This is a genomic window from Pirellulaceae bacterium, assembly GCA_029243025.1.
Taxonomy (GTDB): Bacteria; Planctomycetota; Planctomycetia; order Pirellulales; family Pirellulaceae.
Map to the genome: position 1 here is coordinate 77,611 of JAQWSU010000024.1, position 17,082 is coordinate 94,692.

General features: G+C 53.9%; 11 protein-coding genes. 10 read left to right on the forward strand and 1 reads right to left on the reverse strand.

Features of this window, described 5'->3' with window-relative positions:
* Positions 1-98: 98 nt before the first annotated feature.
* A complete protein-coding gene (locus P8N76_11435) occupies positions 99-2,399 on the reverse strand; it encodes a CRTAC1 family protein (GenBank protein MDG2382274.1) in 2,301 nt (766 codons plus the stop codon).
* A 337-nt stretch (positions 2,400-2,736) separates the two neighbouring features.
* Here P8N76_11435 and P8N76_11440 point away from each other — a divergent pair, with 337 nt between their 5' ends.
* The 10 genes from P8N76_11440 (at position 2,737) to solA (ending at position 17,073) form a co-directional block, all read left to right on the forward strand.
* Positions 2,737-2,919, forward strand: coding sequence for a hypothetical protein (locus P8N76_11440; GenBank protein MDG2382275.1), 183 nt, complete (start codon positions 2,737-2,739; stop codon positions 2,917-2,919).
* A gap of 143 nt (positions 2,920-3,062) precedes the next feature.
* Entirely contained in the window at positions 3,063-3,473 is a 411-nt protein-coding gene (locus tag P8N76_11445; protein ID MDG2382276.1) for a hypothetical protein, read from the forward strand.
* A 37-nt stretch (positions 3,474-3,510) separates the two neighbouring features.
* Entirely contained in the window at positions 3,511-3,969 is a 459-nt protein-coding gene (locus P8N76_11450) for a hypothetical protein (protein ID MDG2382277.1), read from the forward strand.
* A 345-nt stretch (positions 3,970-4,314) separates the two neighbouring features.
* Positions 4,315-4,656 (forward strand): hypothetical protein, encoded by a 342-nt coding sequence (locus P8N76_11455; protein MDG2382278.1) that lies wholly within the window; start codon positions 4,315-4,317, stop codon positions 4,654-4,656.
* Between the two features lie 23 nt (positions 4,657-4,679).
* On the forward strand, positions 4,680-9,227 hold the full coding sequence (locus P8N76_11460) for a HEAT repeat domain-containing protein (protein ID MDG2382279.1): 4,548 nt from the start codon (positions 4,680-4,682) through the stop codon (positions 9,225-9,227).
* Between the two features lie 452 nt (positions 9,228-9,679).
* Entirely contained in the window at positions 9,680-10,264 is a 585-nt protein-coding gene (locus P8N76_11465; protein ID MDG2382280.1) for a lamin tail domain-containing protein, read from the forward strand.
* Between the two features lie 3 nt (positions 10,265-10,267).
* Positions 10,268-10,897 (forward strand): hypothetical protein, encoded by a 630-nt coding sequence (locus P8N76_11470; protein MDG2382281.1) that lies wholly within the window; start codon positions 10,268-10,270, stop codon positions 10,895-10,897.
* Between the two features lie 77 nt (positions 10,898-10,974).
* On the forward strand, positions 10,975-14,544 hold the full coding sequence (locus P8N76_11475; protein ID MDG2382282.1) for a CotH kinase family protein: 3,570 nt from the start codon (positions 10,975-10,977) through the stop codon (positions 14,542-14,544).
* A gap of 184 nt (positions 14,545-14,728) precedes the next feature.
* Positions 14,729-15,802, forward strand: coding sequence for a homocysteine S-methyltransferase family protein (locus P8N76_11480; GenBank protein MDG2382283.1), 1,074 nt, complete (start codon positions 14,729-14,731; stop codon positions 15,800-15,802).
* An 83-nt stretch (positions 15,803-15,885) separates the two neighbouring features.
* Positions 15,886-17,073 (forward strand): N-methyl-L-tryptophan oxidase, encoded by a 1,188-nt coding sequence (gene solA / locus P8N76_11485; GenBank protein ID MDG2382284.1) that lies wholly within the window; start codon positions 15,886-15,888, stop codon positions 17,071-17,073.
* Positions 17,074-17,082: the final 9 nt, after the last annotated feature.

The following is a 17,082-nucleotide window of genomic DNA, read 5'->3' on the forward strand; positions in this document are numbered from 1 at the left end:
ACGGCTCCCGTCCCCGTTTTCCCCCGACGGAAATGTTGACCGCCTTGACGGCAGCTTCGAGCTTAGCCCAGCCCGCATCCCACCCCTATCGGGTGGTTCTAGTGGAGCGACACGGGCGTCAGATTTTGGACCTGAAACTCGTCTTCATCCTCGACGATCCGAATTAGAACGTCCGCAGGTAGGTCGTGGAATTCTTGGGTTTTTCCAGAGGTCGGCCAAAATATTTCTAGCCGCTGCACATTCTCGGCTTTTCCTATGCCAATGGTTTGCCTCAACGGATTGGCGCCAAAGCTTCCTCCGCTATTCACCGTGCGGAAAATCTGCGAATCCCGACCATCGATCGTGACCTTGATTTGGGCGCCGATCGCTGATCGATTGCTTTGAGTACCAATTAGCCGAACGGCGATCCAGTGATTTGCTGATCCCGGATTTTCGAAGAGGGCGTCGCTAAATCGATCGCCCGGATAAGCGCCGCCCAATTGCGCGTACACATCCTGATCGCCGTCATTGTCCAAGTCGGCAAAGGCGATTCCGTGGCCCTTTTGAAGGTGCCCGAAACCTCCACTGAAGGTGATGTCTGCAAATCGCTCACCTCCTTGATTGTGGTACATCACGTTGGGCATCAATGCTTCGTAGTCCGGATAGCCGGTGCCGAGGTAGAAATCGAGATATCCGTCGTTGTCCAGGTCTCCGAAATTCACCCCCATTGGCAAAACGTGCTGTTCGAGATTCGCTTGCCGGGCGACATCGCGGAAGCGACCCGACCCGTTGCCTTGGTAAAGACGTGCTGTTTCGCCCTTGAACGAAACTCCCATGTAGCTGTCCACGACGTTGGCCAAAGATTTTGAGCCCCCCAGGTTCGTGGCGACGTAGATATCAAGATGGCCATCGTTGTTGTAGTCCCAAAACCAGGTTGGGAAGCTCGCCTTGGGTAGTGCTACGCCTGCCTGTTCGGCCACGTCGACAAATGTGCCATCACCCTGGTTGTGATAAAGGCGGTTCAGACCCAGCATATTCGAAACGTACAAATCTGGGAATCTATCGTGGTCGTAGTCGCCCCACGAAACTCCCTTAGCAAATCGCCAGTTCTCAACACCGGCGGATGCGGCCACATCGGTAAAGGTACCATCGCCATTGTTGTGAAACAGTTGGCTGGGAGCATGCACGTCGCCGTAGTGTTCATTGCCAACGTAAAGGTCCAGGTACCCATCGTTGTCGTAGTCGGCCCACGCGCCAGTTTGTGTCGGATGCGACTTTGACTCCAACCCCGCCGCGAACGTTACATCCGAGAAAGTCCCATCGCCATTATTGCGCAGAAGCGAGTTGGGATGTCGGCCTGATTCTCCGCACCAGGCACCGCGGAACACGAAAATATCGACATGTCCGTCGTTATTGTAGTCCGCTTGTTCCATGTTAATGCCGCCGAGTATCCCAGCCAATTGGGACTCTTCCGTGGCATCGTTAAAGGAGCCGTCCCCATTGCTCAGAAAGCAACGCATTTGCCCAGTAGGGTCGTATGTGGATGCCATGATATCCAGGTGCAAATCACCGTTGAAGTCGTCGACAATCACGCCACCTAGTAGGTTAAACGTTTCAAGGTCCATCTTCGGAGCCACATTGACAAACCGTGGCCAGGCCTCGTCGGAATTGAACACGTCGGGAGAGATGCGATATTCGTGCGGTACATCATGCGGATAGCCCTCGATCGTCATGTGTGCCAGGTTTAGCAGCCACTTTGACTTCAACCAAACCGGTGATGTCGTGGATGCATTTGCAAGGACTTCTTCGAAAAATTGAATGGCTTGTTTGGAACCCTGTCGCCGTCGGTGGATTCCCTCGCCGCGGATTGGCATGATGCAACTGTCAGCGGTATTTTGTGCGCAACAATTTTGCGATTCTCCCAGTCGCAGGTAGGCAAGCGCCAACCGGTAACGGAGTTCGTTCTCTGCCTCTAGAGGAATTTTTCCGGATAGTTTCGGTAGCAGTTCATAGGCTTTGGTGAGCGTATCAATCGCGTCTGCTTCGCTGCCTTGTTTTGCTTCTTCTCGCGCTAATCGAACATACCCGATGAGCCAATGCTTGAAGTTCGTCTGTGGATCCATGGCAGCCAAGCGGTTTTTCCAAACCTCAACGTTTTTGGATCCCAGCCAAGGATGCTCGGTGGGGGCCTTGTCTGCGATCTGCCGCAATCGCATTAGCATCTTGGTGTGGCTGGCAGGCTGAACCCGCGGCTCTTTGGAGACGGTTGCCGAAAGCACTTCTGTTGAATTTGCTTGCAGGGCCTCCTCGGAACTCTGCCGACAGCCCAAGCCCGCCGACAGCCCGATCGCCAAGAATACCATGACCCAGCAACCACCCGGTGGCTGAGAATTCATAACGGACCAATGTTTTTTAATCACGTGGCGAACCAACAAGCTGGCAGGACCTGATTGAGCAGCGGCGCGGAAAATGTTCTGCTTGGTTGTTCCAGTATAATCGTATCAAAGCCAATTTGCAGCAGACTGCCAGACTGGTCACCGTCTGGATGCCAAAGCTCGACCTGTCACGCAAGTGGTTTTTTGACGTGGAGCCGGTTGATGCTGTTTGTACGTCTGACCGGCCAGAAGTTAATTTGATCCGGTCTAATTCATATCGCCATTTTTGATAGGGACGAACACGCTACGTCAAAAAAAACTGGCATGGCCCAACTCTTCCTTCGCAATTAATTCTGAAAAAAAATGGTTGCTGGATACTGGCATGCGTGAAGCCGAAGCGGCATTCATTCGAATTGTTGCCGTGGCGACGATCGTCTTTGTCATGGCCTCGTACGCGGCGATGGCGGCTACCGACGAAAGCGAAACGGCCGAACGAAAAGAGTCCTTTATGCAGCCGGCTGAGGAATGGGCCTTTGAAGCTCACAAGCATGTGGCCATTTCCTAAGAGTCGTGTTCACCGATGCGAGTTTCGGAGGATGCGTCACCTCCGAGGTTGATGCATCCGACTGCAGTCCCAAGACTAATAGGAATTTTGATTTCCAGAACTCAAGGGGTCTTCCTTGTAGGCTGGTTGGAAGATCGGTTTCCATGATCGAGGACGCGGGCCTCTACCGAGCCATACTCCCTGAACAACTGGCAGGTGCCGTCGTGCAGTTCTATGTTGAGGGCCAAGATGACCACGGCAGAACTTCGAATTTCCCGGCCGCAGGACCCGATTCACGATCCCTATTTCAAGTACAAGACGACCGCGGCACGACGAATCCGATCGAAAACATTCCGATCATCATGCTCAGCGAAGATGCCGATCGCATCTACACGCCGACACAGTTCATGAGTAATCAGTTTGAGGGAGCAACGGTGATCGTCAACCAACGCGACGTGTTTTATGACATGAGTGTCCCTGGGAAAGACGGCAGTCGCGGTCGCCCGTTTCCGATTCTATTGGGGGAGTTATGCAATTCGTTTCCACCCCGATCAAATATTTCGTGGCGTGCATGAAACAATCGGCCTAGACAAATCGGGAGCAAGTGGCCTCGTGGCGGGCAGACAAGATGAGATTCTATTTGACCAGATTTCCAACCATGCAGCCGGTGGCTTGTTGAGCAATTACACGGACCTAGCGTATTCCGTTGGATCCGTACCCGAACACGATGGGACGGTCATGCGGGAGTTGGATCGTTACGACAGCATTTACTTGGACGAACGCTTTGAAAACGGAGAAAAAGCAACGGTCTTCGAACACGGTTTGATTTACTACCCAACACTGACCGACGACGGTACACCAGAGGGTCCCAAAATTGCCGTACCCAATGAAGTCCTTGGTGTACCTTCGGACGACTATGGTGACGACAAGGGATTCTATCGCTGGAATCTGCTGATCAAAAACAACCGCGTTCGGGATGACTACGATCGAGTCATTGAGATGAACAAAGTCTTAGGACTCCGTGACGATGCGTTTCTCGGTTCTGTGGAAGACGTGATCGATGTGGATTAATGGCTGCAGACCTTCGCTGTTGCCATGCTAGGTGGGGTGAGTGATTCGTATTTCCGACTGAATTGGCAATATACCACGGGCTTCATCGTACCGTCCTCCGGCCGCGGCATTTTGTTGGTGCCTTGGGACGCGGACGTCGTCTTTCCGGGGGTCGGCCTTTTCTCGGGTAATCTCGAATTCAACAGTCTAATGGACTTCCCAGAATACGAACGTACTTTCTACAGACATCCGCACGACATCCGCACGACATCCTGAACACCATATTCAAGGTCAAATATTTGACCCCATGGGCTGACCACTATGGTGAGCTAAGCAGACAAGATTTGTCAGGAATCACCGCACTTATTGCCACGCAAACCGCTTGCCACGCAAACCGCGGAGCTCAACGAACGATTTGAGAGTTGTGCGCCGGCCGCCGAATTCGTCGTCACCGACGCGGGGCCCTCGGATATTCAACCGGAGTCGATGATTACGCTCACTGGAGTCGCTTGGATCCACGTTCGCCAAATCCAATTTGCGGATAGCGACCTGCCCCTGGATGTGAGGTGGACGGATGTCACCACTTGGGAAATCGACGTTCCGGGGGTGACAGAATTAATCGTAGAAGCCGATGATTTTGACGGCGACGGAGATTTAACCAGCGAAGATCTCGTCATCGCATTTCAGTTCGGTCATTTTCAAGTTTAACTCCCTACTTCTGACTGCTACCGATGTCACAAACTCGCTTTACTGTTTACATCACGATCGTGCTCTGTCTTTGGACAACCGCCCATTCGTTGGCCAACGAATTAGCGCACGAACGTCCCACTGGACTTGTTTCGCATCCCCTCCAAAACCCACTGGGATTAGAGCTACATGAGGTAGCTTTTGGATGGCATGTTTCCGGTCCAACGGAAAATCAAATCGCTTACGAAATTCTCGTCGCCAGCAATCCGCAAAGACTGGCCGCCAACGTTGGCGATCTTTGGGAAAGTGGTTGGCGTCAATCGACGCGCCACACTCGCATCGTTTACCGAGGTACCGCACTACCAAGCAACGCGCAGATTGGGTGGAAAGTGCGAATCAAGACGAAAGACGGTAATGTGGGACCATTCAGCAACGCCGCCAGTTTTCACACAGCAAACCACAAACCGCGCGACGGAAACGCCAACCCTCTACCGCAAACCGTGCGTAGCCGCATTGTGTTCCTGGGCAATACGCTGATCTCACGGATGGATAAATACGGCTATTTGGAAACGGCTCTAACGGCTCGGTGGCCCCGCCACGACATTATTTTTCGAAACCTAGGCTGGCCAGCCGATGACGTGTTTGGAACCGCTCGTTCAGAATTTGGATCCGATCACAATACGCAATCCTGGGAGCCGCCCAAGGGAGAAGTAGGATTTGGGTACACGGTGCTGTTGCAACAGGTTCAGGAAGCTCGTCCGAGCACCATCTTCGTGGGCTACGGATCCGTGGCCGCATTCGCCGAGGACGACGCAAGCTTTCAACGTTTCGTCACCGGATACAAGCGATTGTTAACTGCCTTGGAAGCCACGGGGGCCACGATCGTTCTGCTCTCACCGCCACGTCAGGAATTCCTTGGCCCGCCGCTGTCCGATCCAGCGAAACGCAATGTGCGTCTGAAACGCGCCGCGAAGACAATCCATGAACTGGCGAGAAAACGAGATCACGGCTTTGTCGACCTCTACGAAAAGCTCATCGCTGAGAATCCGCAGGAACATCTGACGGAAAACGGAATTCATCTGAGTGAATTGGGCTATCGTCGCTTGGCCGACGTCATCGTGAACGAACTTGGACTTGAAAATCACGCGGCCGAGGTGGTTTGTCAAGATGATGGGAAAGTTTCGCTCGTTCGTCATGGGACGGTCAAGAATGTTGTGTCGACGAATCGTGGCTTTCGTTTCGACCTCACCGCGGATGCGTTAGAAACAAGCTCGCCTGTGGTAATCAAGGCAGAAGGCGACAACTCACTAAAGATCGATGGCCAAGTTCACACTCACGTGGACGATCTTCATTGGCACAATGGGTACGCGGTTGCAAAAAGTCCCGATGACGAACAGGCGGAAGAGCTGCGGCGCGTCATCATTGAGAAAAATCAACTTCATCGATATCGCATTCGTCCTCTCAATAAGACATACATCTTTCTCTTTCGTCGTCACGAGATGGGACACCTCGGCTACGAAAGAGAAGACCTCGACCGGTTGGTGGAAGAAAAAGAAGAGTTGATCGCTCGTCTGCGAGCGCCTCGGCTTCATCGTTACGAACTGGAACGGCTCGAACCGTGGACAGCGCCGAAAGACTATTCTGATCACTACGTGCCCGACCATATTCCGCCACCGGATGTCGTGGCGGAACAAAAGTCATTCCAGGTCGCCGAGGGCTTTCAGGTCAATCTGTTCGCCGCGAATCCCATGATCGCCAACCCAATCAACCTGAATTGGGATCGCCGTGGTCGCGCCTGGGTGTCTACAAGCTCAACCTACCCGCACCTTAAACCCGGGCATCAACCGAACGATCGCATCGTTATTCTCCAAGACACAAACCACGACGGCCGCGCGGATCAATCGACAGTATTCGCCGACGGGTTGCTGATACCTCATTCGGTGATGCCCGTTGAAGGGGGCGCCTATGTTTGCAGCGCAACGGAGCTTCTATTCCTGGCCGACCGCGATGGTGACGACCGAGCCGACGAGCGTCACGTTGTATATTCTGGCTTTGGCAACGCCGACGTCCATCACATGATTCATGGATTGCGGTCTGCTCCGTGGGGTGAACTGTATTTCCTTCAGTCGCTTTACACCAATAGCTTTATTGAAACCGCTTGGGGCAACCGCCGACTGAACGGTGGCGGAGTTTGGCGATTTCAACCGGCGCATAAAAAACTGGATGTCTTTGCGCGCGGCATGGTGAACCCCTGGGGGCTCACATTTGATGAGTGGGGTCAATCGTTCAGCACCGACGGCGCTTATTACGAAGGTCCAATTTACGTCTTCCCCGGCGCTGCCTTTGAGACCGCCGCGGGAGCTGAGCGTATCCTGCCCGGACTCGTTGCCGGAAAGCCCAAGTACACGGCAGCCGAATTCGTTTCCGGGCGACACATGCCCGAGCATTGGCAGGGTAGCCTCATCACCAACGACTTTCGCGGAAATCGTACGGTGCGGTACGAGATTCAGGAAAAAGGCAGTGGCTATTCTGCCATGGAAGTGGAAACGGTCTTGCAATCGAGCCACATTGCATTCCGTCCCGTCGACATCAAGATGGGACCAGACGGCGCCCTCTACGTCGTCGATTGGTACAACGCGATTCTCGGTCACGGCGAAGTCGATTTTTATCATCCGGACCGAGATAAATCACACGGTCGTATCTGGCGTCTTACCGCCAAGGACCGGCCTACGGTTCCTCCACCGCAAATCGCTGGCGCTAAGACCGCCGATTTGCTTGACATGCTGAAAGCTCCCGAAACATGGACGCGCGACCAAGCGCGGCGTGAATTAACAGCTCGCGACACAAGCAATCGAAATGTCAAGCGGTCGAGTGTTTCTCCGGCTCGGCCGAACGCTGCCCAAACCTCAGCTGATCAAATCCCGGATTGGTTGACATCGATCGATCCACACGACCCACGTGCCGAACATCACCGGCTAGAAGCACTCTGGTTAGCTCGAGCCGTTGACGTTCCCAACCCAGAGTTGCTCGATCAAGTGTTGGCATCTCCCGACCCTCGCGCTCGCGCTGCCGCGGTGCGAATGACATCCCACTGGTTTGCTAACTTACCCGACGCGTTCTCACAGCTCGCCAAGGCCGTAGAGGACGATCATCCGCGCGTCCGTCTAGAGGCCGTTAATGCGTTGCGCCAAGTCAACTCACTGGCAGCGGCGAACGTCGCTTTGAGATCACTCGATTATCCCGTCGATCGAGATCTCGACTACGCGATCTGGCTAACCGCCAGGACAACGCAAGACGAATGGCTACCGGCACTCCAGGCTGGAAAAACGGTATTCGACGGTAACATCGACCGCATGACGTTCGCACTGAGTGCCGTTAGGAATCGCCGCGCCATCAAACCACTCATTGATCTAATTCGTCAAGGAATCATCCAGGGGTCAGAACGTGAGAAAGCGATTCGAACGATTGCTGCCATGGGTGATGCGCAGGCTCTTGGACTGCTCCTGAATCTCACTACGGACGAGGTAAAACTTTTGCCTGCGATTGCGGACGGCGCAGCGACTAACCAGGAAGTCCCCGAGGATACCGCGCTCATCGTTGATTTGCTCGAACACGAACATGCGCAAATTCGCGAAGCCGCGATCCGACTTTCGGGTCACTGGATCATTGATGCCGCCAAAACTCGGCTGCTACGCATTCTCAGCGATGCTGACTTCTCATCAACGGACCGTTTTTTGGCGGCTGATGCGCTCGCTCGACTTGGCGAGTTCGCGACGCTAGAACAACTGGCGGTGGGAGACAAGTCGTTACCGATTCGTACAGCTGCAATCTGCGCCTGGGCGGGAATCGATCCGGCGAAATCGGCACCTGCAGCGGTTGCGTTACTTACAAATCTCGACTCGCCACAACTCGCGACTCTCGTCTATGAAGCGTTCGCCGCTCGTAAGGAAGGCCCCGAGATACTCGCCGATGCGATTTCCGGCAAGCAGCTCTCCGTCGAGATTGCGATGGAAGGGATCCGCGTCGCACAAGCCTCGGGACGTAATCTAAACACCTTGATCAACGCGCTCACGATCGCAGGTTCTCTGGAGCCCGTATCCAACGCCTTGACTGCCGATCAACGGCGCGGCTTACTCGCCCAAGTCATCACCATCGGCAACCCCACGCGCGGGAAAGCAATTTTTGAGCGCAAAAAAATGCAGTGTGTTACGTGTCACGCGATCGACAACGTCGGTGGCAAAGTCGGTCCCGACCTGACCTCCATTGGTGGCGCCATGCCCGCCGAAGCACTACTCGAGTCGCTGCTCAACCCAAGCAGTTCAATTAAGCAAGGTTATGAGACGGTGATTGTGACGCGGAACAGTGGTTCAATCGTCAGTGGCACCATGCAACGAACAACAGGTGACGCCATACTGATCCGAGATCAAGTCGGCAAGGTGATTTCTATTCCAAACGACGACATCGAGAGCGTCGATACCAGCCCCATCTCGCTGATGCCCCAAGGATTGACGTCGACGCTGCGGCGCGACGAACTGGTCGACTTGCTAAGGTATTTGACCACACTTGGAAAAGCAGATCAGAAAATCAAATAGGTGTCACCTGGCGATCCTTCGACCTCTTGTCTTGGTAACGATCGCAACCCAGAACATCGATGAGGCAATGCCCTCCAGATTCTCTGAGCATCTGCGGCAGGCGGGATGAGCGAGGGCCGCTGACGTACATTTCGCGCCCGATGCCGAACTTTGAGGAAGACCTCAGATTCCTCGGGCAAACGGCCAAGAAAAGGTTCGCAGGGGTCCTGAAACACGTAACACCAGCGAAAAATTCGCGTGTGATCGGCCAACGGATTACAGTCTAACCAGGATTCGACTTCCGCATTAGAAGTTGTCTAGACACTGCCCTTTCCTCTTTTCTGCGCTGGTCCAGCGATCACACGAAAAAGTCGAATCCGTACCCGTTTTCATGCGTTCTGTAAATCCTTGCGCAAGCGGCTTTAAAGAGGCACCTCGGCGGACGAACCAGCTTCAGGCTTTTCTCGTCATCGGTGGATTCTGTCAATTCTCGGGGAGTCGAAAAACCCTGGCAACGGTCGCGGAAGAGAAAACGAGCGAGACGCAACAACCGCGTCACGTTTGAGGCGTTAGAGCCACGTACGCTGTTGACGGGTGGGATCATTATCAGTGAAATTGCCGCCGACAATCACAACGAACTCTCGACTCGCATCCGAACTTCGGCAACCGATGAATTTGAAGGAACTTTGATCGAACCCGATCGGATCGAAATCTTCAATGCGTCAAGCCATACCGTGTCGCTAGCTGGAATGCATCTCACCGACGACGCTGACGAACCCCGCAAGTGGCCCTTTCCCAGCGATGCCAGTATCGACGCCGGAAAATTCCTGGTCGTGTTCGCATCAGAAGCCAACATCGATTCCACGGAACTCGATGAGCAAGGGTACTACCACACAAATTTTCGGCTCAGCGCTGAAGGTGAATTTCTCGCCCTAACCGACAGCGACGGCAACATTGCCGACGAATACAATCCCAATTTCCCTGCCACGGAAGGACTCACGTTTGGCGTGGCCATGCATGACAAATTTTTTGTCGGTGGTCAAACTTCGCTTGAGTAGCTCGTGCCGTCGGACGATTCTCAACAGACCGTATGGCACAATGCTGGGTTTGAGGATCCGAATTTAGTCACCTCCGACCCCGAGTCAGGCAATTCGTTATTAGGCCCCATCGGTTACCAATGCGAAGAGATGCTTGTCGAGAGTGAGACGATTGGGGCGCCAGTCATCAGTCGCCGATGGATCGACCGCAGCGAAGGTAGCATCCTCGTCTTGGAAAGTCATCGTTTTGCAGTCGATGGTGTGATCGATCGTTGGTCGATGTACTCCACCAGCGAGAATGCGGTCACGCCTTTGATCCTCAATGAGAAATTCGAGATCACAGGAATCGGACAAGCCAGAGTCAGTGATGGATCGGGACTGCAGGAATTGGATTTTAAAGTGGAAGACGGCAGTGCCGACATCTTGCCGGGATACCATCTTGGATTTTGGGATGGGGCGGATGGGAAAAAAACTCCGGATCCATTCCACGTTCAACAACCGACGAAACCGTGCTTTGGTTCCGCTCCGGTCATCAGGACGTCAGCGTTGGTCAAGCTTTATCGGGAGGCCGTGGACGAGCTCGAAGCTATTCGATTCAAGCATCAGCGTTTGAGAAGATCTCACTGGCCGTCGATACGAATATCGAATCGCTGACGTTCAACCAAGCTCCGTCAGACTACGTGCGATATCCATTCGAAGTCGACGAACCTCTCGACGCAATCAGCTCCTTGATGTTAGAGGTCAAATATGACGACGGTTTCGTGGCCTACTTGAATGGTACGGAAGTCACTCGCAGAAATTACACCGGCCTACCTCGAAGTCTTGGCACGGCCGACGAGAATCGTTCGAAACGCGACATTGCGAGACGAGTCGAGATTAACTTAGGTGGGCACATTGATGAGCTCGTGAACGGCTCTAACGTTCTGGCGTTCCATCTGTTCAATGACCGAGTTGACAGTCCCGAGTTACTACTCGATGTCAGTCTCGATTCCGTGATCGTGCTGGATCCCGACATGAAAGGGGAAATGGCAAGTCCCACAGCCGGATCGTCAAACACACGGTTACTGAAAGGCACGGTTGATGACGTTGTCTTCTCAGTGGGACGTGGCTTGTATGATTCCCCCTTCCAGTTGTCGTTATCAACACCCAACCACCAAGGGGCCACCATTTACTACACGCGCGACGGATCGCTGCCTGAACCCAACAATCCGTTCGCCGTCGTTTATCAAGATTCGATCGAAATTTCTGCGACAACGCCCCTTCGTGCAGCGGCATTCAAGGAAGACTATCAACCTTCCAATTCAGTGACTCATAGCTACTTGTTCTTGGAGGACGTCGTCGATCAAGCCAAACTTTCTCCGGTGATCACACAGGACGACGTGTGGGGTCCGCAACTGATTGACTCCTTGAAGGCCTTGCCAACGGTCTCATTAACCACCAGCCAAGAAGTCTCCTTCTTTGGCATCGGTTTGGCCGGGACGGAAGTCGAGACGTCGATCGAGCTGATCTTCCCAGATGGACAAGAGGGATTTCAGGTCAACGCCGGAGTTGAAAACTACGGTGGTCATAGTATTAACTATGACAAGAAATCAATGCGTTTGGATTTCAAGGACATCTACGGACCCTCCTTGTTAGCGTTCGATATCTTTGAGGAACCGGGAAACGCAGTAGAGTTCGACCAATTGCTGCTGCGCAGCGGCTCACACGACACGATGAACTGGGGCGGACCTCCCGGCGGCGGCAAAGGGTCTTACGTCAGGACTCGTTGGGCGTTCGAACGTCAAAGGGAAATGGGACACTTGTCACCTCGCGGCCGGTTCGTTCACCTCTATCTCAACGGTGAATACTGGGGTCAATGCAACCTCATGGAGCGCCCCAACGCCTCCTTCATGGAACATTACGCGGGCGAGAGCGTGGATGGGTACGACGTATTGAATGCGGGAAGCCCAGTGGATGGAGATCAAGATGCCTGGCAAGCTCTACGCGATTCGATCGACGACGGATTCGCCGAGGTAAGCAAATATCTCGACGTACAAAGCTATGTCGACTACATGTTGCTTCAATTCTTTGGCGGCAACAATTGGGACTGGAATCATATGCAAAACTGGATGGCCGCTCGGGAACGATCCGTTGGTTCCGGCTTTCAATTCTTTTCTTGGGATAATGATGTCATGTTGCGGACACCGGTCTATTCCAACGTGATTGAACAAGGAGGTCCGGGCAACCTTTGGAACCACAACCGGGGATGGAAGCAGTTTTCCGAAATCCAAAACCTGATGGTCGACCGGGCAGCCCTCTTTCTTCGCAATGAGGGCATGTTTACCCCCGAAAGACTACGCGACGACATCGATGCCATCGCTGACGAAATCCAACTATCAATCATCGCTGAAACGGCTCGCCGGGGGAGCACACAATACACCCCAGACGATTGGCAAGAATCCATTGATTGGATTAAAGACACTTACGCACCGCAAACTGGTTGGAAGCGGGCGGACTCTCTGCTCCATCAATTGAATCAGGCCGGACTTCTCCGTTGGGCAAAACCACCGACCTTCTGGCTCGGTGATCAGCTAACGACCGGTGGTTTCGTCGAGCAAGATCAGGCACTCGTAATGAGATTAGAAAGGGGCGAGATCTATTACACGCTTGATGAATCGGATCCCATGCGAAGTGCACCCGTGATTTCCTACGAGTCGCTGCTTGGCGAGTCTCCTCGGGTGCACGTACACGTCCCCGCGGATGACCGCTTGCAAGACACTTGGACGCAACTTGATTTTGACGATACGGGTTGGCTCGAAGGTCAGGGCGCCGTCGGCTTCGACAACCGCTCGGAGTTTGACATTGACCTGAATATCGACACGCAGATGCGTCGCGTCAACGCAACCGCCTACCTGCGATTTCCTTTCCACGTAGACGACCTGGCCGATCAGACGGTACTCAAATTGGGTGTCAGATACGATGACGGATTCGTCGCCCATCTGAATGGACATGAACTGGCCAGTGGTAATGCCCCGGCCAATCCCCCGTGGGATTCGGGTTCGATTCTACCAATGCAGCTATCTGATTCGTTCGAAGAATATGACTTGAGCGATTCATTGCATCTGTTAAGACCTGGAAAAAACGTATTGGCAATCCAGCTTCTCAACGAGTCACGAAACAACGCCAACGCCTTCCTGCTTCCTCGCTTGCAGCTGGGGAAACTTGCAAGCACAGGTGTTGCGCCGCAAGCCATCAGGTATGACGGACCGATCGATGACATCCGCGATCAGAATCTTCGAGCCCGTACTTTGTACCGCGATTCTTGGAGCACCTTGGCCACAGCCAGCTTTACCGATCGTCGTAACGCCGTTGTGATCAGTGAGATCATGTACCATCCGGCGCCACCGACGGAAGCGGAAATTGAGACTGGCTTTGATGACGCTGACGATTTTGAGTATTTGGAAATCACCAACGTCTCTTCGACACCGGTGGATCTCAGTCATGTGCAGCTCGTGCAACAGAACATCGAAAACGAAACCGAGGGAGTCGCCTTTGATTTCTCAACGGCAAACCGTTCTACGTTGTCGCCTGGCGAACGGCTGATTCTCGTCGAAGATACGGACGCCTTTGCATTCCGTTACGGTCAGGTTGAGGTCGCCGGTCAATGGTCCGGTAGATTGAGCAACCGTGGCGAAACAATCGCTCTCGCGATCGGCGGAGAAATCGTTCAGCAGGTCCGTTATGACGATGGTTGGTACCCGATTACTGACGGAAACGGCTATTCTCTGGAGTTACGCGATCGTTCGGACGACGTGGATGACTGGTCCCAAGCGTCGGTCTGGCAACCCAGCGGTTCCCACAACGGTACACCAGGCACGCTGCCCGTCCTGACCGGTGACGCTAACCTAGACGGCGTTTTCGACGAACGAGATCTATTGCAAGTCATGCAACGCGGAAAGTATCTGGACGGCATTCCGCAAAACGCGACCTGGCAGGACGGTGATTGGAATGGCGACGGAGAATTCGATGATCAAGACATCGTCGCCGCCTTTATGGCCGGACATTATCGAATCGAGCCGACCCCTTCAGCTTCCGCATTGCGCAGCGCCAGGGATGTCGTTTTCGCCGATCAGGAAGCCAAACGCAAGTGTCGTTGTCGCGGTAACCCAAGCGGCCATCCCAAACTTCCTCCCGGATTCGCAATCGGGCTCCCGATTTTCGGCCTGCAGGATGCTATACTATTCTCTCAGACAAGTAGCAACCAAACACGTTCTTACCTACCAAGGACAAGCACACCGGTAGTCGATCCGTTTGAAAGCTAATCCACTTTTAGCAAGCCCTTGGTGCACAACCATCTCACCGCTTCCGTTCCTAAGATTGTGGCGGTTGAAACCGTCGCAAATGTAGGTTATCCCAACTGCCTGGTACTCCAAGCCCAAACTGCACGGACACCCCGCTTATTCTGAAACAACACGTTGTCCAGCTGGATTCAATCCGGAGAAGAAAATGACTACCAACAATGAGCGACGATCGCTAACCGATCGATTGTCGGAAGGCCCGGTGCTGTGTGCAGAAGGTTACCTATTCGAGTTAGAGCGACGTGGGTACCTCCAGGCCGGCGCATTCGTACCTGAAGTGGTACTCGAACATCCGGCGGCAGTCGCGCAACTTCATCGTGAATTCCTCCGTGCTGGATCAGATGTCCTGGAGGCGTTCACATATTATGCTCACCGCGAAAAACTACGCCTGATCGGCAAGGAGGATCAGCTCGAGTCGCTTCAACGAAATGCCTTGGATATCGCGAACTCGGTTGCTGACGAGGCGGACTTCCGGCCACTCGTTGCAGGTAATATTTGCAATACAAACGTTTATTCGCCCGGGGACGCAAACGCGGAAGCAGAAGTCCGCAAGATGTTCGACGAGCAGATTGCTTGGGCTGCCGAGGCCAATGTGGACTTCATCATTGCCGAAACGATCCGGTATCACGGCGAAGCCGAATTGGCCCTTCGATCGATCAAGGCCGCCAACTTACCCGCCGCCGTGATGCTCGTCGTTGACGCCGACGAGCAAACGCGAGACGGACTTCCGATTGCCGAAGCATGCCAGAGACTCGAACAGGCTGGTGCGGACGTCGTGGGTATGAATTGCTCTCGCGGCCCACAGACGATGCTGCCGCTGATAGCGCGGATTCGCGACGCGGTGAGTTGCCACGTGGGTGGACTACCGGTCCCGTACCGCACAACTGCTGAATCTCCGACGTTTCAATCGTTATCTGACCCTGATTGTAGCTGTATCCCCGATGATCGGCCGTTTCCCACAGCACTCGATCCGTTTGTCTGCAATCGCTATGAGATGGGTGAATACGCCCAGCAGGCGGATGAGATGGGGGTTCGGTTTTTGGGAGCGTGTTGTGGTGCTGCGCCGCACCACATACGATCGATGGCAGAGGCACTCGGCCGACAACCCGAGGCAAGTCGTTACTCACCCGACATGACGAAGCATTGGGCTTTTGGAAAAAACGAACGCTTAAAATCAGCGAACTTGGATTACGCCGAAAAGTTGCGTCACAAAAAACCTTAACGGTCCGTTCTTAGAATCCCTTGGCCCACGACCGCATGGAGTGGCTCACGAGGCCGGCGAATTACCCCGCACGTTTAAATCCGATGAATTATCAGTACGAAACGATTGTCGTAGGGTGTGGTGGCATCGGTAGCGCCGCTTTGTACTGGCTGTCGCGACGCCTCGGTGCGAAAGTACTGGGCATCGAACAATTCGAACTTGGCCACATGCGAGGCAGCTCCCAGGATCATTCGCGTATCTTTCGCCTCGCACAACATCAGCCAGAATACGCAGACCTGGCACGCTCCGCTCTGGGCGTATGGCGCGAGGTTGAAGGCGAGTCTGGAGTCACGCTGTTGTTGAAAACCGGTGGCGTGGTCATCGAACAGATGGGATCGCGTGACGTCGACCAGCCCGGCGTGCGCGACTTGCGCGGCTACGTCCGTGCCATGACCGAACAAGGGATCGCTTTCGATAAACTGACCGGTCCCGAAGTCAATCAACGGTGGCCGCAGTTCCAATTGACGGACCGTGAGCAAGCCATTTATCAAGCCGACTCGGGGCTCATCGATGCGGCTAAGTCAAATGCCGTGCACACCGTACTGGCGCAAGCGCATGGTGCAACTGTCCTCGCCAATACGGCCGTCCGTGAAATCCGTCCGGTGGGTAATGGTGTTGAGATTGCCACCGACCGAGAATCGTTTCGCGCCGCCAGTGTTGTCATCGCCAGTGGTGCGTGGACGAATCGACTCTTGGACGGACTGAAAATCAACTTGCCCATCACCGTTTCGCAGGAGCAGGTCACGTACTATTCGACTCCGCATCTTCGTGAATTCGCGCCTGATCGATTTCCCGTTTGGATTTGGCACGGTGCACATTCGTTCTACGGCTTCCCAGTCTACGGTGAAGTCGCCACAAAGATGGGACAACACAATGGTGGCCCTGAAGTGACGGCCGATACACGGACTTTTGAACCGGATCCCACGCGACAACAACGCTATCGAAAATTTCTAGAGCAATATCTTCCGCGATTCCTGGGACCCGAACTTTACACGAAAACCTGCCTGTATACTGTCCCATACGATCAAAAGTTTGTGCTCAGCCAACTGCCAGAACACCCACAGATCTCCGTATTCATTGGAGCCGGAACAGCCTTCAAGTTTACGAGTTTGATGGGCAAGATTCTCTCTGAATTAGCTCTCGATCGCCGTACCAAACATGGGATCGACTCGTTTCGCTTTGACCGCCCGGCGATTCAAGACCCGACGTATCGGAAAGAAGTGCATTGTTAGCCCGACCAA